This is a genomic window from Rhizobium sp. SEMIA4064 (assembly GCF_003025035.1).
Lineage (GTDB): Bacteria > Pseudomonadota > Alphaproteobacteria > Rhizobiales > Rhizobiaceae > Rhizobium > Rhizobium paranaense.
In genome coordinates this window covers 1-20,488 of record NZ_PYJN01000006.1, presented here as the reverse complement: position 1 = coordinate 20,488, position 20,488 = coordinate 1, and the positions used below count along the sequence as shown (strand labels likewise).

The 20,488-nt window shown below is 60.6% G+C and carries 16 protein-coding genes; 7 read left to right on the top strand and 9 right to left on the bottom strand.

All coding sequences use genetic code 11. The annotated features are described in order from the left end of the window. Positions 1 to 45: 45 nt before the first annotated feature. Positions 46 to 300 (top strand): hypothetical protein, encoded by a 255-nt coding sequence (locus C9E91_RS03900; RefSeq protein WP_107107070.1) that lies wholly within the window; start codon positions 46 to 48, stop codon positions 298 to 300. Here C9E91_RS03900 and C9E91_RS03895 read toward each other — a convergent pair. The 3 genes from C9E91_RS03895 to C9E91_RS03890 form a co-directional block, all read right to left on the bottom strand. Next, entirely contained in the window at positions 276 to 2,813 is a 2,538-nt protein-coding gene (locus C9E91_RS03895) for a methyl-accepting chemotaxis protein (protein ID WP_107107069.1), read from the bottom strand. The genes C9E91_RS03900 and C9E91_RS03895 overlap by 25 nt on opposite strands. A 355-nt stretch (positions 2,814 to 3,168) precedes the next feature. After that, positions 3,169 to 3,312, bottom strand: a complete 144-nt coding sequence (locus C9E91_RS19705; protein ID WP_162950124.1) for a hypothetical protein — start codon at positions 3,310 to 3,312, stop codon at positions 3,169 to 3,171. Between the two features lie 253 nt (positions 3,313 to 3,565). Then, entirely contained in the window at positions 3,566 to 4,750 is a 1,185-nt protein-coding gene (locus tag C9E91_RS03890; RefSeq protein ID WP_107107068.1) for a BaiN/RdsA family NAD(P)/FAD-dependent oxidoreductase, read from the bottom strand. A 136-nt stretch (positions 4,751 to 4,886) separates the two neighbouring features. Here C9E91_RS03890 and C9E91_RS03885 point away from each other — a divergent pair, with 136 nt between their 5' ends. The 5 genes from C9E91_RS03885 to edd all read left to right on the top strand — a co-directional run bounded on the left by C9E91_RS03885 (position 4,887) and on the right by edd (position 11,952). Then, complete coding sequence (locus tag C9E91_RS03885; RefSeq protein WP_107107067.1) at positions 4,887 to 6,323, top strand: glutamine synthetase family protein; 1,437 nt, start codon at positions 4,887 to 4,889, stop codon at positions 6,321 to 6,323. Positions 6,324 to 6,333: 10 nt separating this feature from the next. Continuing rightward, the gene (locus C9E91_RS03880; RefSeq protein ID WP_107107066.1) at positions 6,334 to 7,632 is read left to right on the top strand and encodes an NAD(P)/FAD-dependent oxidoreductase; all 1,299 of its coding nucleotides are present in this window, start codon (positions 6,334 to 6,336) and stop codon (positions 7,630 to 7,632) included. A gap of 130 nt (positions 7,633 to 7,762) precedes the next feature. Continuing rightward, positions 7,763 to 9,238, top strand: a complete 1,476-nt coding sequence (zwf, locus tag C9E91_RS03875) for a glucose-6-phosphate dehydrogenase (protein WP_107107065.1) — start codon at positions 7,763 to 7,765, stop codon at positions 9,236 to 9,238. Between the two features lie 15 nt (positions 9,239 to 9,253). Then, positions 9,254 to 9,952, top strand: a complete 699-nt coding sequence (gene pgl, locus C9E91_RS03870) for a 6-phosphogluconolactonase (protein ID WP_107107064.1) — start codon at positions 9,254 to 9,256, stop codon at positions 9,950 to 9,952. Positions 9,953 to 10,128: 176 nt separating this feature from the next. After that, the gene (gene edd, locus C9E91_RS03865; RefSeq protein WP_107107063.1) at positions 10,129 to 11,952 is read left to right on the top strand and encodes a phosphogluconate dehydratase; all 1,824 of its coding nucleotides are present in this window, start codon (positions 10,129 to 10,131) and stop codon (positions 11,950 to 11,952) included. A 66-nt stretch (positions 11,953 to 12,018) separates the two neighbouring features. Here the strand turns inward: edd and C9E91_RS03860 are convergent, their stop codons facing one another. From C9E91_RS03860 to C9E91_RS03835, 6 genes are all read right to left on the bottom strand, one after another. Beyond that, positions 12,019 to 12,432, bottom strand: a complete 414-nt coding sequence (locus tag C9E91_RS03860; RefSeq protein WP_181316004.1) for a hypothetical protein — start codon at positions 12,430 to 12,432, stop codon at positions 12,019 to 12,021. 140 nt (positions 12,433 to 12,572) lie between these two features. Beyond that, complete coding sequence (locus C9E91_RS03855; protein WP_107107061.1) at positions 12,573 to 13,664, bottom strand: ABC transporter ATP-binding protein; 1,092 nt, start codon at positions 13,662 to 13,664, stop codon at positions 12,573 to 12,575. Between the two features lie 24 nt (positions 13,665 to 13,688). Next, positions 13,689 to 15,341, bottom strand: a complete 1,653-nt coding sequence (gene bglA / locus C9E91_RS03850; protein WP_107107060.1) for a beta-galactosidase BglA — start codon at positions 15,339 to 15,341, stop codon at positions 13,689 to 13,691. Positions 15,342 to 15,377: 36 nt separating this feature from the next. Next, positions 15,378 to 16,541: a carbohydrate ABC transporter permease gene (locus C9E91_RS03845; RefSeq protein ID WP_107107059.1), complete on the bottom strand. Its 1,164-nt coding sequence runs from the start codon at positions 16,539 to 16,541 to the stop codon at positions 15,378 to 15,380. A gap of 1 nt (position 16,542) precedes the next feature. Continuing rightward, entirely contained in the window at positions 16,543 to 17,559 is a 1,017-nt protein-coding gene (locus C9E91_RS03840; protein ID WP_107107058.1) for a carbohydrate ABC transporter permease, read from the bottom strand. Positions 17,560 to 17,691: 132 nt separating this feature from the next. Beyond that, positions 17,692 to 19,053 carry an ABC transporter substrate-binding protein gene (locus C9E91_RS03835; protein WP_107107057.1) on the bottom strand — a complete coding sequence of 454 codons (1,362 nt, stop codon included), beginning with the start codon at positions 19,051 to 19,053 and terminating at the stop codon, positions 17,692 to 17,694. A 308-nt stretch (positions 19,054 to 19,361) separates the two neighbouring features. On the opposite strand from C9E91_RS03835, the gene C9E91_RS03830 reads away from it, so the two are divergent. After that, positions 19,362 to 20,387 carry a LacI family DNA-binding transcriptional regulator gene (locus C9E91_RS03830; protein ID WP_107107232.1) on the top strand — a complete coding sequence of 342 codons (1,026 nt, stop codon included), beginning with the start codon at positions 19,362 to 19,364 and terminating at the stop codon, positions 20,385 to 20,387. Positions 20,388 to 20,488: the final 101 nt, after the last annotated feature.

Below are 20,488 nucleotides of genomic sequence, written 5' to 3'. Positions count from 1 at the left end.
TCCTCTGTGTAATTGAAGGGATGCCTCCCAATATGGAGACTTCCCATGATCGATTGCATCGCCTTAGCTAGAATTATCCAACTGGAGAACGACGCCCGCCAGGCGCAATGGCGCCGCAACGAGGACGCTTTCTATCAGGAATATGGCCGCGACCCCTGGGCGCTATTTACCTGGTTCGCGAACGCTCTCGATGCCGGCTATGCATGGTTCAAAACGAAAAAGGCGGACCGGCCTGATATCGGCCGGTCCGCCTGTGATGGTGACGATTGCTGCGGTCAGGCGGCTTCTGCTCGCATATAGCCCACGCCCTGCCCGCCTTCGATCTTGAACTGCTGGATGAGATAGAGCAGCGCGTCCGCTTCGGAGGCCAGTTCGCGGCTGGCCGCCGTGGTTTCTTCGACCATGGCCGCATTCTTCTGTGTCATCTGATCCATCTGGTTGACGGATGAGTTGACCCCCTGCAGCGCGCTTGCCTGGTCGTGGCTGGCGCGCGCGATCATTTCCACATGCTGGCTGATGGTGACGATCTGGCCGCTGATCTGGGCGAGCACGGAGCCCGCCTCCTGCACGAACTGCGAGCCGGAATTGACCTCGTGGGTCGATTTGTTGATCAGCCCCTTGATCTCCTGCGCCGCAGCGGCTGAGCGTTGCGCAAGTTCGCGCACCTCCATGGCCACGACCGCGAAGCCCTTGCCGGCTTCGCCCGCGCGGGCAGCTTCGATACCGGCATTCAAGGCCAGCAGGTTGGTCTGGAAGGCGATCTCGTCGATGACGCCGATGATCTGCTCGATCTGGCGTGAAGCATCTTCGATACGCCCCATGGCGTCGATAGCGTTACCGACGACGACGGAGCTGTCGTCGGCGCTGCGCTTGGCTTCGCGCACGATCGCATCCGCTTCCTTGGCGCGCTCGGCGGAGGAGCGGACGGTGACGGTGATCTCATCCACAGCGGCGGCGGTTTCTTCCAACGCGGCCGCCTGCTGCTCGGTGCGCTTCGACAGGTCCTCGGCCGAGGCTGCCATCTGGCTGCCGTTGCTCTGGATCATCTCGACATTGTCGCGCACCTGGCTGAGCGTCTGCTGCAGACGCGAGAGCGAGCTGTTGAAATCCTGGCGGAGCTGTTCGAGGCGGCCGATGAAGGGCGTTTCGATGCTCGAAGAGATATCGCCCTGAGCCAGGCGCTCGAGGCCGGCGGCAAGCTCGCTGACGGCGAAGTCGATCTGGCGGTCGAGCTCGCGCTTTTCGGCATCGTTGCGCTGGCGCTCGTGCTCGGCGGCGGTTCGTTCCTCGTCGCTCTGTTCTTCGATGCGGATCTTCGAGAGCGCGTTTTCCTTGAAGATACCGAGCGCGCGGGCCATGTCGCCGATTTCGTCGTAACGCTGCTCGCCGGAGATCGCGGTTTCCAGCATGCCGTCGGCAATGCGGCGCATGGCGGCGGTGATCTGACCGATCGGACGCTGCAGGGTCAGGACCAGGGCGATGCCGCCGGCGACCGAGAGGATAATGCCGAGCGTGGTAGCGAGGATCGAGATGTAGTTCGCCTGGTCGCGCTCCGTGCCGGCGCTTTGCTTCTGGGTTTCGGCAAAGGCGGTGAGCTGACCCCAGACCTGATCGAGCTGCTGGCGGGCGCTGGCATATTCGGTGATGCGCTGCGCGATGGTATCGACCAGCTTGCCACCGGCATCATCCATCGACTTGATCGCCGGACGGATGGCCTTGTCGATATCGCCGGCAAAATCCATGTTCTTGGCGCTCTGGTTCAGGGTATCCATGTCGCCGCCAAGCTTGGAGACTTCCTGACGCAGACGAACGAGATTGTCCTTGTTAGTATTGGTGGTGAAGTCGGCAAGCACGAGCTGCAGCGAATAGATCGAAGCTTCGAGACGGCGGGTGTCCTGCAGAATGGAATTGGTCTGGACGACACGAGCATCCAGTTGAACGAAGGTCGTGGTCGCCTGGCGCATCATCTGCGTCGCCGTGAGCTGCGTATAGGTAGACATCTGCCGGAAGCGAGAAAGCAATCGACCGATCGAGGTGATGGTATCGTCCGTCGGAGCATCGGCGCTTTCGGCGAAAGGCGTCAGATCCTTGATGGTGCCAGCCAGCGACTGCACGACGCTTTTCTGGTTCTGCGGCACAGCGAGATCGATCGCGCGTAGCGCCTTGTTGAGGTCAGGCAATCGGTCCTTGAGCAGCTTGACCTTGTCGGCAGGCGTTGCGGCCTTGTTGAAATCTTCGGCGACGGAGACGAGCGAATCGCCCCCCTTCAGCAGGCGGTCGGCGGCGCGCAACGTCGCGGTCGCGTCGGCCTCATCCTTGCGCATCTGGTCTTCCAACTGCTGACCATCGTAGTCGACATTGAAACGGGCGCTGATCAGCGCCCTCTGCGCGTCTTCGATCACCTTGCGAAAGGCGACTTCCTGCTCGTGCAATGTCCAGAGCTTGGCGACCACGTTCGAGGTGTCGGCGGTCTTGGTCGTCGCGTCCATCAGATTGTCGCGGCCCTCCGCTTCCTTGCCGAGCTGGGCCATCGTTGCGTTCAGAACGCCCTGCTGCGACTTGATATCCTGATAGAGCTTGTCGCGTTGCTGTTCGTTGGTAATGCGCAGGAAGTCATCCATCGAACCGTAGAGGTTCTTGAAGCCCGTCAGCGATTGCAGCACGCTGTTGGAAATTTCCATGCGCCCCTGCAGCAGGCCGGAAGCGTAGAGCCCGGTGAGGCCTACGGCGGAAATGCTGATGACGAAAGGCAGGACGAAGATCAGAACCTTCGTCTTGATCTTGAAACGGGACAGGATCTTGTCAATGAACATGGTGCCTCTGGCCTCTCATACGCCGCACTCACCCTGCCGACGCCGCCACGGCGCTGACCGGATACACAACCATCAATCTTAAAATTTTTCGCAGACGGGGTCCCAACCATGTCGGGAGGCAATCATTGCTTCGGCTCTACGTTGTAGAAGCACGCCCCAGAAAATCTTCGGGGATTGTGAGTTCGATTAATTAATTTTCGGATAAGGCGGCGTGCCAATGAGCGACAGGGCGTTTGATAGCGACAGAAAGCCTTGAAATGCAGGGATGCGAGGCCTCAGCCGAGAGGATGTCGGGCGTATGCACACATGACGGCCGCCGGGAAGGCGGCGGCCGAAGCCGATCAGGCCGATGATGTCAGAAGCTGCGCACCGCGAGGTAAGCAATGCAGGCAGCCGTGGCGCCGGTCGCCAGCATCAGCAGCCGGATGGCCACCAACTTGGCATTGTCACGGGTTTGAGCAATTGCAATAGCGCGAGCGCGACGTTGTGTTCTATTCATGAGCCTAAATCCCATTTTCGCACTGACACGATAACCGGCAAAAGGTCGTTCCGGCAACTGCCAATGTGGACAATAAAGATGTAGGAAAGGAAAATGCCGGAACCAGAGCCTAGCCGCAATTGTCGCACCCAGCGAATATTTGTCCGAAAGGTGTAGGATTCCTTGCCCGGCAGTTCTACTTCAGTAGCACCTCAACGAAGATGCTTCCGTTACGCGGCCGCGTGTGGCGTTGGACGAAGTCAAAGCGAGCGCTTCAAGCTGCCTCGCCGGCGACATGGCCCGAGGCCCAAGCCCACTGAAAATTATAACCGCCGAGCCAACCGGTGACGTCGACACATTCGCCGATGAAAAAGAGGCCGGGGATGGTTTTTACCTGCATCGTCTTTGAATCGAGGCAAGCCGTATCGACGCCGCCAAGCGTGACTTCTGCTGTCCGATACCCTTCGGAACCCGACGGCTTGACCGGCCAGGCCTGGACCGCGGCGGCAAGCTGCTGCAGGCGCCTGTCGGGTTGATCGGCCATATTGCCCGACATGCCCTCTCCCTCCGCGAAATGCTGCGCCAGCCGCTTCGGCAATATCTCCGCCAAAGCCGTCTGCGCCGATTGCCGGCCGTTGGCTTGGCGAGCTGTTTTCAGGGTGATGAAAATGTCGATTTCGGGCTCGATCGCGACGGTGATCTCATCCCCTTCCCGCCAGTAAGAGGAGATCTGCAGGATTGCCGGGCCGCTCAAGCCGCGATGGGTGAAAAGCAGGGCTTCGCGGAATGCGGTCTTGCCATGGCGGATTTCGGCAGGCGCGGCAATGCCGGCAAGCGGTGCCAGGCGCTGAAGAAGCTGGGGATCGAGGGTCAGCGGCACGAGGCCGGGGCGGGTCTCGACAAGCGGCAGGCCGAACTGTTCGGCGATGCGATAGGCAAAGCCGGTGGCGCCCATTTTCGGGATCGACTTGCCGCCGGTGGCGATGACCAGAGAGCTTGCCTCCAAAGCACCCTCCGATGTGGCGATCCGGTAGCCCCCGCCGGCGATCGGTTCGATGGCACCGAAATCGGTGCGCAGCCGTAACTCCACGCCGGCCGCCCGCATCTCGTCGATCAGCATGCGGATGATGTCTTTGGCGCTGTTGTCGCAGAAGAGTTGCCCGAGCGTCTTCTCGTGCCAGGCGATGCCATGGCTTTCGACCATGGCGAGGAAATCCCTTGGCGTGAAGCGCGCCAATGCCGATTTGGCAAAATGCGGATTGGCCGAGAGGAAGTTCTTCGGGCCAGCATGGATATTGGTGAAATTGCAGCGGCCGCCGCCGGAAATCCGGATCTTCTCGCCCGGCGCTGCGGCGTGGTCGAGCACCGCGACAGAGCGCCCGCGCTGGCCGGCGCGAATGGCGCACATCATGCCCGCGGCACCTGCGCCGAGGACGATAACATCATATCTGCCGGCCACGTTTCATTCCTTTACCCATTGCTGCGCCGCATCATCGCTTTTCCATCATATGGCGAAAGTCCGAGCGGTTTCCCCCTCGCCAATTGGCAAACTGCCGTTATGATGCAATCACCGATCAACGCAAATACGGTGTTTTATGGCCGCGAAAAAGACCCCGCTGAAAGCTTCCTTGCAGGTCTCGAAAGTCGCAACAGTTCCCCCCAGCTTACGATCGGCGCGCGGCGTTGCAAATTGGAAGGAAGCGGCTCAATGGCTGCGGGCACGCGGGATCGAAGACATAGAGTGCATTACGCCGGACCTTGCGGGCGTGCCGCGCGGCAAGATGATGCCCACCTCGAAATTCACCTCCAACACCTCGCTGGCCCTGCCCTCGGCGATCTATCGCCACACGATTTCGGGCGAATATCCCGAGGAGACCGAAAGCTTCCGCTATGAGCCGCGCGACAGCGACCTGAAGCTGGTGCCCGATCTTTCGACGCTCTCGGTGGTGCCCTGGGAGAGCGATCCGACGGCGCAGGTGATCTGCGATATCGTCAATTCCGATGGCGAGGAAGTCTCCTACACACCGCGCAATGTATTGAAGCGCATCATGAGCCTCTACCGCGAGCGTGGCTGGAAGCCGGTCGTGGCGCCGGAAATCGAATTCTACCTCGTCGCCAAGAACGACGATCCGGACTATCCGCTGCATCCGCCGAAGGGCCGTTCGGGCCGCTCGATCCTCGGCGGCCAGGGTTATTCGATCGCTGGCATCAACGAATTCGACGAATTGATCGACGACATCTATCACTTCTCGGAGAAGCAGGGCCTGGAGATCGATACGCTGATCCATGAAGAGGGTCCGGCACAGCTCGAAATCAACCTGCGTCATGGCGATCCGATCGAGCTTGCCGACCAGGTGTTCATGTTCAAGCGCACCATTCGCGAAGCGGCGATGAAGCACGGCATCTATGCCACCTTCATGGCCAAGCCGATCCAGAGCCAGCCGGGCTCGGCGATGCATATCCACCAATCCGTGGTCGATATCGTGACCGGCAAGAATGTTTTCACCAATCCGGACGGCAGTCCTTCGCCGGAATTCTTCCACTTCATCGGCGGCATGCAGCGCTACGTGCCGAATGCGCTGGCGATGCTTGCGCCCTATGTGAACTCCTATCGACGCCTGGCGCCCAACATGTCCTGCCCAGTCAACAACGCCTGGGGCTACGACAACCGCACAACGGCGTTCCGCGTGCCGGTCTCCGATCCGCAGGCCCGCCGCGTCGAGAACCGGTTGCCGAGCTCGGACGCCAATCCCTATCTGGCGCTCGCGGCCTCGCTCGCCTCCGGCTTGCTCGGCATCATGAAGAAGGTGGAGCCGACCGCACCGACCGAAGATTCCGCCAATGAGGGTTCGATCGACCTGCCGCGCGGACTTCTGGAGGCCATCGCACTGCTGGAGGACGAACCAGCTTTCGAAGAGGTGCTGGGCAAGGACTTCATCGACCTCTATGTCGGCGTCAAACGCGGCGAATTCGAAACCTTCATGCAGGTGATCAGCCCCTGGGAGCGTGAATTCCTTCTGCTGAACGTGTGAGGGGGCGCCCATGACATTGCAGGAAGCGTGGCAGAGCCCGATAGCGCCTGGGCTTTCCTGGTATCAGGCAACCGTCGGCCCTCGCCCGGCCTATCCAAAGCTCGACGGCTCCCGGCGCGCAGACGTTGCGATCATCGGCGGCGGCTACACCGGCCTGCAGGCAGCCTACAATCTTGCCAAGGGCGGCGTCGATGTGGTGCTGATCGATGCCAACCGCTTCGGCGACGGCGCATCCGGCCGCAATGGCGGCCAGCTCGGCACCGGCCAACGCTCCTGGCCCGAGGAGCTCGAAGAGAAGATCGGCTACGAGCGTTCAAAGGCACTGTTCGATCTTGCCGAGGACGCCAAGCGCCATCTTCTCGACTTTGCCGCCGAGCAGGGCATCGACATCGACTTCATGCCCGGCCAGATGAATGTCACCCACAAGCGGAGCTACAAGCGCGCCTATATGGAGAACGCCGAAATCGCCGCGACGCGCTATGGCTATCCGCATGTGAGCTTCATGGATCAGGCCGAAACCCAGGAGCGGCTCGGCTCAAAGCTCTATCTCTATGGCGTCAGGGATATGGGCACGGGCCATATCCATCCGCTGAAGCTTCTGATCGGCCTCGCGCGGGTAGCGCAGGCCGCCGGTGCTTCGCTCTTCGAAATGACGCCGGCGAAGGCGATCCGGCAATCCGGCGGCAAGACGCTGATCGAGACCGACAGCGGCACGATCACCGCCGACCGCGTGCTGATTGCCTGCAACGGCTATATCGGCAATCTGGAGCCGGTGACCGCAAGCCATGTGATGCCGATTCGCTCTTTCATCGGCGCTACCGAGCCGCTCGACAAATTTCCCGATGTCCTGCCCGGCGGCGAAGCAGTGGCGGATTCGCGATTCGTGGTGCGTTATTTCCGCAAGTCGAAGGATGGGCGTCTGCTGTTCGGCGGGCGCGAGGCCTATACCGCAGATAACCCGCGCGACATAACGCAGCACATCCGCCGCCAGATCGCCGAAATCTACCCTGCCCTCGGCAATATCAACATCACCCATGCCTGGGGCGGATCTGTCGGCATCACCATGCCGCGCCAGCCTTTCGTGCGCGACGTCATGCCAGGCGTCACGTCCATCGGCGGCTATTCCGGACACGGAGTCATGCTGTCAAATTATTGCGGTAAACTCTATGCGAAAACGGTTCTCGGGAACGCCGACGACCTTGCGCTTTTCAAGGCGTTGAACATCCCGCCCTTTCCCGGCGGTGCCCGCATGCGGGCGCCTCTCCTGTTCCTGGCGCTCTCGTGGTTTGCGTTGCGCGACAGGTTTTAGATCCGGAGCGGATTTCCTCTTTCGGCAATCCGCTCTAAAAAGCCGAGTCTGAATTTTGCGATGCACACTGGCCTTTTTAAATCGATTAGATTAAAAGGGGCCTCAACCAAGACCGATTGAGAGATCCCTCATGAGCAGCCAAATCATTCCCGTTGAACCATTTGACTATGTCGTTTTCGGCGGCAGCGGCGATCTTGCTGAGCGCAAACTCCTGCCTGCCCTTTATCACCGTCAAATCGAAGGCCAGTTTTCCGAGCCGACTCGTATCATCGGCGCATCGCGCAGCGCGCTGTCGCATGAAGAATACCGCAAATTCGCCGAAGCGGCGCTGAAAGAGCACCTGAAAAAGGGTGAATACGACGATGCGGAAGTGAAGAAATTCTGCGCGCGCCTGTTCTACGTGCCGGTCGATGCGCGCAGCGATGCTGGCTGGGATCATCTCAAGAAGCTTCTGGACGAAAGCAAGGACCGCGTCCGCGCTTTCTATCTCGCCGTCGCTCCCGGCATTTTCGGCGACATCTCGCAGAAGATTCACGAGCACAAGCTAATCACCAAGCAGACCCGCATCGTCGTCGAAAAGCCGATCGGTCGCGATCTCGCTTCCGCCCTGCAGCTCAACGACACGATCGGCAAGGTCTTCAGGGAAGAGCAGATCTTCCGCATCGACCACTATCTCGGCAAGGAAACGGTGCAAAACCTGATGGCGCTGCGCTTTGCCAACGCGCTTTATGAGCCGCTGTGGAACGCCAACCACATCGACCATGTGCAGATCACGGTTGCGGAAGCGGTCGGCCTCGAAGGGCGCGCCGGCTACTACGACACGGCCGGCGCGCTGCGCGACATGGTGCAGAACCACATCCTGCAGCTCCTCTGCTTGACCGCGATGGAAATTCCGTCCTCGATGGACTCCGAAGCCGTTCGCGACGAAAAGCTGAAGGTTCTGCGCGCCCTGAAGCCGATCGACGCTTCCAATGTCGAGCAGGCGACGGTTCGCGGCCAGTATCGCGCCGGCGCTTCGGCAGGCGGCCCAGTCAAGGGCTATCTCGACGAGCTGGAAGGCGGCGTTTCCAACACCGAAACCTTCGTCGCCATCAAGGCCGAAATCGGCAACTGGCGCTGGGCCGGCGTTCCCTTCTACATCCGCACCGGCAAACGTCTTGCTGGCCGCATGTCGGAAATCGTCATTACCTTCAAGCCGATCCCGCACAACATTTTCGATCAGGCCGCCGGCCGCATCGTCGCCAACCAATTGATCATCCGCCTGCAGCCGGACGAAGGCGTCAAGCAGTCGCTGATGATCAAGGACCCGGGTCCGGGTGGCATGCGCCTGCGCAATGTCTCGCTCGACATGAGCTTCGCTTCGGCATTCAATGTCCGTAACCCGGACGCCTATGAACGCCTGCTGATGGACGTCGTCCGTTCCAACCAGACGCTGTTCATGCGCCGCGACGAAGTGGAAGCCGCATGGGAATGGGTCGATCCGATCCTCAAGGGCTGGGAAGCCACCAGTCAGCCGGTGCAGGGTTATACCGCCGGCACTTGGGGTCCGAGCCAGGCCATCGCTCTGATCGAGCGTGACGGCCGCACCTGGCATGACGATATCTAACCTGGGACGAGGACGATGACAGCGAACATGCATGCTTTCGCCAATGGCGCCGAACTCGCCGGCAAGCTCGCGGACAAGGTGGTCGAGGTTCTCTCGGCCGCCATCGCCGCCCGCGGCTCGGCAAGCATTGCGGTCTCCGGCGGTTCGACGCCGAAGGTCTTCTTTCAAACGCTGTCATCGCGTTCGCTCGATTGGAGCAAGGTGACGATTACCCTTGTCGACGAACGGTTCGTGCCGGCTGACAATCCGCGCTCGAACCACCTGCTCGTTCAGGAAAACCTGCTGAAGGACAAGGCGGCGGCGGCACAGTTCTTTCCGCTTTACCAGGACGTGCCTTCCGTCGAGGAAGCCGCCGTCATCGCCACGGAAAAGACCAAGTGCATCGGCTTTCCCTTTGACGTCGCCATCCTCGGCATGGGCAATGATGGCCACACGGCTTCGTTTTTTCCGGGCGGGAGCAATCTCGTAGCGGCGCTCGATGCGAAGAGCCCGCGCGGCATCATTACGATGGAAGCCGAAGGAGCCGGCGAACCCCGGCTGACCTTCACCTTCTCCAGCCTTCAGGATGCCAGATTGCTGGTGCTCCATATCGAGGGAGAAGGCAAGAAAGGCGTTCTCGCCAAAGCGGAAGCGCCGGGCGAAGAGACCGAGATGCCCATCCGCGCCGTTCTGCGCCGGGCTGCCTCTCCGGTCGAGATTTATTGGGCTCCCTGATACGGCCGACAGGCCTCGTCATCGAACCCTGAAAGACACAGCAACATGTGCTGCGCCATGTGCCCGTAAGGGCGCACCGGCAAAGCATTGACTTTTGAACCTCGCGCCACGCCCTCCACCAAGACAGATCGAAGCGATCTTCAGGGCACCGCGCAACAGACGGAGGCAGATCGACCATGGCCGCTGACGCCCGCATTTCCGCGATCACTACACGCATCATCGAGCGCTCGAAGCCAACACGCGAGCGCTATCTGGACCGCCTGCGCAATGCCGCAACAGTGGGCGCACAGCGCGCCGTGCTCGGCTGCGCCAACCTCGCGCATGGCTTTGCCGTCTGTTCCCCCACCGAGAAAGAGGCATTGGCGGGCGACCGCGTGCCCAATCTCGGGATCATCACGTCTTATAACGACATGCTCTCGGCGCATCAGCCCTTCGAGACCTATCCCGCGATCATCCGCGAGGCGGCCGCAGAGGCAGGCGGCATCGCCCAGGTTGCCGGCGGCGTGCCGGCCATGTGCGACGGCGTCACGCAGGGCCAGCCCGGCATGGAACTCTCGCTCTTCTCGCGCGACCTGATCGCCATGTCGGCCGGTGTCGGCCTGTCGCACAATATGTTCGATGCGGCCGTCTTCCTCGGCGTCTGCGACAAGATCGTGCCCGGCCTCGTCATCGCCGCTCTCTCCTTCGGCCATCTGCCGGCCGTCTTCATTCCGGCCGGGCCGATGACCTCGGGCCTGCCGAACGACGAGAAGTCCCGCGTGCGCCAGCTCTATGCCGAAGGCAAGGTCGGCCGCGCCGAGCTTCTTGAAGCGGAATCGAAGTCCTATCACGGCCCCGGCACCTGCACCTTCTACGGCACGGCCAATTCCAACCAGATGCTGATGGAGATCATGGGCTTCCATATGCCTGGCGCCTCCTTCGTCAATCCCGGCACGCCGCTGCGCGAAGCGCTGACGCGCGAAGCCACCAAGCGCGCGCTCGCCATTACCGCCATGGGCAACGAATTCACGCCTGCCGGCGAGATGATCGACGAGCGCTCGATCGTCAACGGCGTCGTCGGCCTGCATGCGACTGGCGGCTCGACCAATCACACGATGCACCTCGTCGCCATGGCGCGGGCAGCCGGCATCATGCTGACCTGGCAGGACATTTCCGAGCTTTCGGACATCATCCCCCTGCTCGCCCGCGTCTATCCGAACGGGCTTGCCGACGTGAACCACTTCCATGCCGCCGGCGGCATGGGCTTCCTGATCAAGGAGCTTCTGAAGAAGGGGCTGCTGCACGACGATGTCCGCACCGTCGCCGGCCAGGGGCTTTCCGCCTATTCGATCGAGGTGAAGATCGGCGCCGATGGCGGCGTCGTCCGTGAACCGGCACCGGAAAAGAGTGGCGATCCGAAGGTCCTGGCAAGCATCGAGACGCCCTTCCAGGGCAATGGCGGCCTGAAGATGCTGCGCGGCAATATCGGCAAGGCGGTCATCAAGATTTCCGCCGTCAAGCCGGAGCGCCATATCGTCGAAGCGCCGGCCGTCATCTTCCACGACCAGCTCGAAATGCAGCAGGCCTTCAAGGACGGTAAGCTGAACCGCGATTTCGTCGCCGTCGTCCGCTTCCAGGGACCGAAGGCGAACGGCATGCCGGAGCTGCACAAGCTGACGCCCGCACTCGGCGTGCTGCAGGATCGCGGTTTCCGCGTGGCGCTGCTGACCGATGGGCGCATGTCCGGCGCGTCCGGCAAGGTCCCGGCCGCCATTCACGTCACCCCCGAAGCCGTCGAGGGCGGACCGATTGCCCGCATCAAGGAAGGCGACATCATCCGCATCGATGCGATTGCCGGTACGCTGGAGGTGCTGGTCGACGCCGCCGACATGGCCGAACGCGAGCCCGTCGTTGCCGATCTCTCCGAGAATGAATTCGGCATGGGCCGCGACCTCTTCGCCCCCTTCCGCCGCGCCGCCGGCCCGGCCGATCAGGGCGCCAGCGTCCTGTTCCGTCATTGAGACAATAACAGCCCCAAAAAGAGCCCGCGCAGCATCTGCCGCGCGGGCTCTTTTTTTCGGTCGAAATTAAGCGCGGATATCGAGCACGCGGTCGCGATGCGACGGATGGGTGCTGTAGACGAAGATCTTGTTCATTTCCTTTTCCGACAACAGGCGCAGGAAACGGACCTCGATGGTGTTGTTGGGATAAACCTTCATCAGGATGCAACCGACCTTGGTGATGCGGGCATCGGGGATGTCGAGATAGAACTGCTTTGGCAGATTATATTGTGTGAGGATCGCCAGGACTGCGCTGCTCTGCGAGATGCGGATGATATCGCAGCGGCGCGACGCCAGGTTCATGACGCCTTTTTCGGTATATTCGATCCGCGCGGCGTTCATCGTGTCCTCCATCCGATACCGCACCTCGCGGTCGTACATGAAGGACTCTTCCTTGTTGAGGAAATGTTGGCCTGGGTTAGCGGTGCCGGAAGCTGCCATTATCGTAAATCCCTGAAGTATATTACGAACCTCAGGCTATCAGCGGGTATTTAACAGAAGGTTTGGAAGCGCTAGACCAAGTTGCATTTTATTGTATTTCTACACTTGGACTAGCGCTCCCGCACCCTTGGGAGGATGCCTTATTGCTTACGATAGGTGTGGCCATCAGCATCGAAGAGATGCAGCTTCTGCCTATCGGCCGCAAAGCGCATCTTCTGCCCGCGCTTAACGTCTGCGATGCCCGGTATCTTGACGATGATCGGCTCACCATCCACCAGGCCCTCGATATAAAGTTGCGTAACCTCGCCCAGGGCTTCGACGATGGAGACCTCGCCCTCGAAGAGGTAGTTCTCGTCAGTCGCGATCCGCAGGTCTTCCGGGCGAACGCCGAAGCTTGCGGTCTTGCCTTGCTCGGATGCCGCCGTCGCAATGTCGAGCATCACCGTCTTGCCGCCCGTCAGCGTCACCGTCGTCGTTGCGCCGGTTCCGGTGACCGTCGCCGGGATGATGTTCATGGCCGGCGAGCCGATGAACTTCGCCACGAAGAGGTTGGCCGGGTGTTCATAGAGTTCGAGCGGCGCGCCCACCTGCTCCACGCGACCGGCCGACAAGACGACGATGCGGTCCGCCAAGGTCATGGCTTCCACCTGGTCGTGGGTAACGTAGATCATCGTCGTCTCGGGCATGGAGTCGCTGAGTTTGGCGATCTCGATACGTGTCGCGACGCGCAGCGCGGCGTCGAGGTTCGATAGCGGCTCGTCGAACAGAAAGACCTTGGGGTTGCGGCAGATGGCGCGGCCGATTGCAACACGCTGGCGCTGACCGCCCGAAAGGGCCTTGGGGAGACGCTCAAGATATTGCGTGAGCTGAAGGCTCGCTGCGGCAGCGCGAACGCGGCGGTCGATCTCCTGCTTGCTTTCCCCGGCAATGCGCATGCCGAAAGCCATGTTGTCGAAGACCGTCATGTGTGGATAGAGAGCATAGGACTGGAAGACCATCGCGATGCCACGTCTTGACGGCGGCACCTCGTTGACCTTTTGCCCTGCGATGAGCATGTCGCCGGAGGTGATGCTCTCAAGCCCGGCGATCATACGCAGCAATGTGGATTTGCCGCATCCGGACGGGCCGACGAAGACGATGAATTCGCCCTCTTGGATATCCAGATCGATGCCATGCAGAACATGCACATTCCCGTATGATTTTCGGATGTCCTTTAGAACAAGCCCTGTCATCTATGCTCTCCTCCTCCCAAACACTCAGGCCAGACGCGCGAAGTAAGCGCCCCAAGCCGGAATATCGATCTTGTTGCCATAGTTATTGCTTGCAAAACCGTGACCGGCCAGTGCCTGCCAACTCCCCTCGGGCAGGGTTGCCGTCGTCTCCGTCGCGCTCATGTTGAACACGCAGAGAATGGTTTCGCTGCCATAGTGACGCGTATAAAGCAGCACGTCGCCCTGCGGTTCCGTAAACGCAATCTCGCCCTTGGCGAAGGCCGGGTGCTGCTTACGGAAGGTGAGGAAGCGGCGATATTGCTCCAGCACCGAATTCTCATCTCCATTCTGCACGCTGACGGCGCGCAGGATATGCTCTACCGGCACCGGAAGCCAGGGTTTCACGGTCGAGAAACCACCCTGGGTGACCTGGCTGTCCCAGACCATCGGCGTGCGGCAGCCATCGCGCCCCTTGAATTCCGGCCAGAACTGGATGCCGTAAGGGTCCTGCAGATCCTGATAGGCGAGATCGGCTTCCGTCAGGCCAAGCTCTTCGCCCTGATAGAGGCAGACCGAGCCGCGCAGTGTCAGGATCAGGGCCGCATATTGCTTGGCAAGCGCATCGCGATCGGCAACCAGGCTGCCCCAGCGGCTGACATGGCGCACGACGTCATGGTTTGAAAATGCCCAGCAGGCCCAGCCTTCCGGCGCGGCAACAGCAAAATCCTTCATGACGTCTTCCACGCGATCCGGCGACAGCGGGTCCGGCGCCAGGAACTCGAAGGCGTAGCACATGTGCATCTTGTCGCCGCCGGAGGTGTATTCGCCGACGATTTCGAGCCCGCGCTGGCTGTCGCCGACTTCGCCGACGGCGGCGATCGCCGGATATTCGTCGAGCACGGCGCGGAAACGCTGCAGGAACTTCAGGTTCTCCGGGCGGTTCTTGTCGTAGAGATGCTCCTGGAAGTTATAGGGATTGACCGCCGGGGCGGTGGAAGCATTGCGGCGCGACGGCTCCAGCGCGGGGTTGTCGCGCAGTTCCCGGTCGTGGAAATAGAAGTTGATGGTATCGAGGCGGAAGCCGTCGACGCCGCGATCGAGCCAGAAGCGCACGACATCCAGCAGCCGGTCCTGAACCTCGGGATTATGCAGGTTGAGGTCGGGCTGCGAGATCAGGAAGTTATGCATGTAATATTGCATGCGGGTCGGATCCCAGGCCCAGGCGGAACCGCCAAAGATCGACAGCCAGTTGTTGGGCGGCGTGCCGTCCGGCTTGGCATCGGCCCAGACATACCAGTCGGCCTTGAGATTGTCCTTGCTCGACCGGCTTTCGACAAACCAGGGATGGCGGTCGGAACTGTGCGACAGCACCAAATCGATCATCACCTTGATGCCCAAGCGATGCGCTTCAGCCACCATCACATCGAAATCGGCAAGCGTACCGAAGATCGGATCGACATCCTCATAGTTGGAGACGTCATAGCCGAAATCACGCATGGGGGAGGTGAAGAACGGCGAAATCCAGATCGCGTCGACGCCCAGGGAGGCAACGTGTGGCAGGCGGACGGCGATCCCCTTCAGATCGCCGATGCCATCGCCGTTGGAGTCCTGATAGGAGCGCGGGTAGATCTGATAGATCACCGCTCCGCGCCACCAGTCTTTGTCCACCGTCGAAATCGATTGAGAGGCAATGCTCATTCTGCGTAGGTCCTGTATGAGTAGAAAGGTCTTCGGTCAGCCCCCCTTCACCGACCCGGCGAGCAGACCGCGCACGAGATAGCGCTGCAGACCGAAGAAGACGAGGAGCGGAATAATAATGGTGACGAAGGCGGAGGCCGTGAGGATTTCCCAATTGCCGCCGCGCGAGCCGAGCAGAGCGTTCAGGGCTGCCGTCAGCACCAGATGATCCTTGTCGGTGCCGAGGAACACCATGGCGATCAGAAGGTCGTTCCAGACCCAAAGGAACTGGAAGATCGCGAACGAAGCGAGCGCCGGGAAAGACAAGGGCAGGATGATCTTGACGAAAATATCGAAGTCGCTGGCGCCGTCGACGCGGGCGGACTCGATGATTTCCTTCGGCAGGCCGGCAATGTAATTGCGCAGCAGATAGATGGCGAGCGGCAGGCCGAAGGCGGTATGCGCCATCCAGATGCCGGGATAGGTCTTCGACGGCACGCCGAATATCTGCCCGATCTCATTGTAGATGCGCAACAGCGGGATCAGCGACATCTGCAGCGGCACGACGATGAGGCCGACGACCAGCGCGATCAGGAGTGCGCGGCCGGGAAACTCCATCCAGGCAAGCGCATAGGCCGCGAAAGCCGCGATCAGGATCGGGATGATTGTCGCCGGAATGGTAACGGTCAGCGAGTTGATGAAGGACTGACCGATGCCCTCGCCCGTCAGAACGGTGCGATAATTCTGCAGGGTGAATTGCGGCGGGGTGGCGATGGTCAGATAGATGCGCTTGCCGCGCGTATCCGCGTCGAAAGCGGCATTCTTCTGATAGCGGTAGCGGCCGTCGGCATTGACTGTGAGCGTCTCGCCATTGCCAATATCGGCAGGCGCACCCGCCTTGAAGGCTGCCGGGTCCTGCACGCGCAGGCCGAAGGATTGGATCTTGCCATTACCGCCGTTGCCGTCGCCGGATACATTGCCGGTGATCACGTAATTGGGACCGTCCTGCGTTGCCTTGTCGGTGCCGGCGAGGCGCACGGCCGTCGTCCGCGTCGAGCCGGCAAAGGCCGTCCACCACCCGGAGACGACGATCTGATCCTTGTCGCGCAGCGCCGTGATGAAGATGCCGAGCGTCGGCAGCAGCCAGATGACGACGATGAGCACAACCGCGAAATGGACGAAGAGGCGGGCGGGGCCGATGCGGCCGAGATTTCCGAGCATATCAGCGACCCTTCGTTTCTGCGTTTGCACGACGGATGTTCCAGATCATGATCGGCGTGACGGCGACCATGATGACAAGCGCGATGACGGCACTTCGGCCGGAATCGCCGCCGCCGCGGAACAGCCAGTTGAACATCAGATTTGCAAGGACCATCGTGTTCCACTGACCGTTGGTCATGGTGAGCACGATATCGAACACCTTGAGGACGAGGATGGTGATGGTCGTCCAGACCGTCGCGATCGTGCCCCAGACCTGCGGCACCATGATCTTCCAGAAGATCTGCCAGCCATTAGCGCCGTCGATAACCGCGGCTTCGATCGTCTCTTCCGGAATACCACGAAGGGCGGCCGACAGGATGACCATGGCAAAGCCGGTCTGAATCCAGATCAGCATGACCATCAGGAAGAAATTGTTCCAGAAGGGGATGGTGATCCAGACTGCCGGCGTACCGCCGAAGAGCTGCACGACGGCATTCAGCAAACCAATCTGCGTGTCGTTGCCGCCGCGATATTCGTAGATGAATTTCCAGATGACCGATGCGCCGACAAAGGAGATCGCCATCGGCATGAAGATCACCGCCTTGGCGATGTTACCCCACCAGATGCGGTCGGTCATGACGGCGATGACGAGGCCGAAGAAGGTGCAAGCCGCCGGCACGACGGCGAGCCAGAGGATGTTGTTGAAGATCGACTGGCGGAATTCGGTGTCGTTGAAGGCCCAGACATAATTGGCGCCGCCAACGAATTGATTGCCGTCAGGACCGTAGAAGGACAGGATGAGCGTCGCTACAACCGGATACATCAGGTAGACGGCGAGGAGGAAAAGTGCCGGTCCGAGGAAAAGCCAGGGGCGGATGAGGCTGCGGCGACGCAGATTGACCGCGGCGCGGTGAACATCGTCACCTTCTTTCGCCGGAAAAATCAGGTCTAGCAGCTTGTTGGAAAACAGAAAGTAGGCGGCGCAAACGGCAACGCCGAATATCATGGCTCCAATCGCCGTCAGTATCTGCGAAATCATCCTTCCCTCCCGAATAATTGCTTGCATCAAGCCACCTGTCCGGCGCCGTCGGCACCCCCCAAGGCGTCGGCTGCGACAGGGTAGAGTGGCGGCGCCGGCAGATACCGGCGGCGCCCTTCTGCGATGTTGTGATTACTTGATGGAGTCCCATGCCTTCTGGATTGCATCAGCGGAGTCCTGAGCGGACTTGCCGCCGACGAAGTCCACCATGCCGGTCCAGAATGCACCTGCGCCGATCTTGCCCGGCATCAGGTCGGAACCGTCGAAACGGTAGGTGGTAGCGCTCGTCAGGATTTCGCCTTCTTTCCTCAGCGTATCGTTGGCGTAAGCTGCGGTGTTGACGCCCTTATAGGGGGTCAGGAAGCCGGACTGCGCCATCCAGACTTCCTGGGCGATGGGCGTCTGCAAGAACGCGATGAAGGCACGAGCGGCCTTCGAGTCCTTGGTGATCGCTGCTAGCGTGCCGGCGCCGAGAACTGGCTTACCAAGTTCCGGATGCGACGCATAGGGCGGGAAGTAGAAGAAGTCGGCATCCTGGCCGAGCTTCGTGCCCTCCGGGAAGAAGGACGGGATGAAGGAAGCCTGCTTGTGCATGTAGCACTTGGGCGGAACCGCAAAGAGGCCCTTCGGGCTGTCGCGGAAGTCGGTTGACGCCACGGCGGCGACACCACCATCGACATATTTGGGATTCTTAGAGAACTTGCCGAATTCCTCGATGGCGTTGACGACCTTGGGGTCGTTGAACTTCAGGCTGTTGTCGACCCAGCCGTCATAGTCCTTCGGCGCAACGGTGCGCAGCATAAGGTCTTCGACCCAGTCGGTCGCTGGCCAGCCGGTGGCGCCGCCCGAACCGAGACCGATGCACCAGGGGGTGCCGCCGTCCTTGACGATCTGATCGGAAAGCTTGATCAGGTCTTCCATGGTGGTGGGGACCTTATAGCCGGCTTCCTCGAAATTTTCCGGCACGTACCAGACGAGCGACTTCAGGTCGGCCTTGTACGGGAAGGCATAGAAGGCGTCCTTGCCGTCCTTGCCCTTATAGGTACCGTAGCCAACCCAGCTATCGCCGGCGCCGTAGTTGGTTTTCACCCAGCTTGCGAGATCGTCGCCGAGGGGCGTCAGATAGCCCTTGCTGGCGAGGTTGGCGAGGAGGCCAGGCTGCGGCAGGATCGCGACGTTCGGCGGCGAGCCGGCCTGGGTGTCGATGACGATCTGCTGCTCATAGTTTTCCGAGGACGAATACTTCGCGTTGACCCCGGTCGCCTCGGTGAAATAGTTCAGGACGCTCGTGAACAGTGCTTCGTCTTCGCCGCGCCATGGGCCGAAGATCGTCATCGTTTCACCTTTCAAGTCCGCATGAGCGGCCTTGAAGTCGTCATAGCTCTTCCAGTTGAACTTGGAATCCTGGCCGGGCTGGAACTTCAAATCTGCAGCCATCGCCGTACCAGCGGCCAGGGCCGCAACGGCAACGGTCATCAAAAACAATTTCTTCATGTGGTTGTCCTCCCAAATACAAATCCCACGAGCCCGAACACGTTGCGCGTGTTGCGCGCTCATTTCTCAAAGCGCTTTGGCTACTCACTCATTCCATTGCGGGCAGAGCAAAGTCAAGCGAATTTGTGAATTCGGCTAATATACACCGAAATCTCGCGATGCAGCATGGAATGACACCAATATTTCGCAAATTGTCTTGTTTCGAATGGCTCGCCTGCTACATAGTCTAAAGCGCTTTGGAAATCAGTCGCATGGCAGGAGGAGCCTTTGCGACCATTGGAAATGGGCATATGGAGGAGCAGAGACACGTGAATCTGAAGCAGCTATCGCAAATGTTAGGCCTGTCGCAGACCACAGTCAGCCGTGCCTTGAACGGATATCCGGAGGTCAATCGCGAAACGCGCGAGCGCGTGCTCAAAGCGGTTCGGGAAACCGGTTATCGGCCGAACAAGGCCGCGCAACGGCTGGCGACCGGCAAGGCCGGCTCAATTGGCCTGGTGATGCCGATGGCCGCTGGCCATCCGTCCGACCTGCATTTCAGCGAATTCCTGACCGGCCTCGGCGAAGAGGCATTGCGGCATGATTTCCATTTCGTCCTGACGCCGGCCGATCCGAACGACGAAGTCGGTGCTCTGAAGCGGCTTGCCGCCAGCGGCAATGTCGACGCCCTGTTCATCACCTATATGCGCGGCCATGATCCGCGCCTCGAAATGCTGAAATCACTGTCCATACCCTTCCTGGTGCATGGACGATCCTTTGGGACGGAGCCGGACTACCCCTATCTCGACATCGACAACGAGGCCGCCTTCTACGACGCCACAAAGCTGCTGCTACAGCTTGGCCATAAGCGTTTTGCGCTGCTGAACGGTCCGATCTATCTCGATTTCGCCATCCGGCGGAAAAAGGGCGTGGTCACGGCACTTGCCGAACGCGGCCTGGTGCTGGACGAGGCCTATGTCAGCCACACGGCGATGACCGATGAACAGGGCCTGTTCGCCATGGAGCGCATCCTGCAGCTCGACGAGCGGCCAACCGCCATCCTCTGTTCCAGTACGGTGCTGGCGCTCGGCGCAGTGCGCGCCATCAACCAGGCGAAACTGAAGCTCGGCGAGGATATTTCGCTGATCGCCCACGACGATGTGCTGACGTTGCTGAAGCCGGAGAATTTCACCGTGCCGTTGACAACCACGCGATCGTCATTGCGCGCCGCCGGCGTGCGCGTCGCCGAGCGCCTGATCGGCGAGATCAAACAGCTCGAGACATTTCCCGAGCAGGAGCTTTGGAAAGCCGAGCTGATCGTGCGTGCCTCGACCGGCGTGGCGCCGGCCGAGTAAGATGCTCTGATGGGCACGATCTATTCCGAAACCGCTTGATCGGTTTCGGGATCATGCCGACGACTTTAGAATTTCGGCGGCGTCTGACCGGCGGCACGATG

Coding starts and splice junctions, on each gene's coding strand:
- C9E91_RS03845 (WP_107107059.1), bottom strand. CDS start 16,541: ATGCTCGGAAATCTCGGCCGCATCGGCCCCGCCCGCCTCTTCGTCCAT.
- C9E91_RS03880 (WP_107107066.1), top strand. CDS start 6,334: ATGACATTGCAGGAAGCGTGGCAGAGCCCGATAGCGCCTGGGCTTTCC.
- C9E91_RS03895 (WP_107107069.1), bottom strand. CDS start 2,813: ATGTTCATTGACAAGATCCTGTCCCGTTTCAAGATCAAGACGAAGGTT.
- zwf (WP_107107065.1), top strand. CDS start 7,763: ATGAGCAGCCAAATCATTCCCGTTGAACCATTTGACTATGTCGTTTTC.
- C9E91_RS03860 (WP_181316004.1), bottom strand. CDS start 12,432: ATGGCAGCTTCCGGCACCGCTAACCCAGGCCAACATTTCCTCAACAAG.
- edd (WP_107107063.1), top strand. CDS start 10,129: ATGGCCGCTGACGCCCGCATTTCCGCGATCACTACACGCATCATCGAG.
- C9E91_RS03855 (WP_107107061.1), bottom strand. CDS start 13,664: ATGACAGGGCTTGTTCTAAAGGACATCCGAAAATCATACGGGAATGTG.
- C9E91_RS03835 (WP_107107057.1), bottom strand. CDS start 19,053: ATGAAGAAATTGTTTTTGATGACCGTTGCCGTTGCGGCCCTGGCCGCT.
- C9E91_RS19705 (WP_162950124.1), bottom strand. CDS start 3,312: ATGAATAGAACACAACGTCGCGCTCGCGCTATTGCAATTGCTCAAACC.
- C9E91_RS03840 (WP_107107058.1), bottom strand. CDS start 17,559: ATGATTTCGCAGATACTGACGGCGATTGGAGCCATGATATTCGGCGTT.
- C9E91_RS03900 (WP_107107070.1), top strand. CDS start 46: ATGATCGATTGCATCGCCTTAGCTAGAATTATCCAACTGGAGAACGAC.
- pgl (WP_107107064.1), top strand. CDS start 9,254: ATGACAGCGAACATGCATGCTTTCGCCAATGGCGCCGAACTCGCCGGC.
- C9E91_RS03885 (WP_107107067.1), top strand. CDS start 4,887: ATGGCCGCGAAAAAGACCCCGCTGAAAGCTTCCTTGCAGGTCTCGAAA.
- bglA (WP_107107060.1), bottom strand. CDS start 15,341: ATGAGCATTGCCTCTCAATCGATTTCGACGGTGGACAAAGACTGGTGG.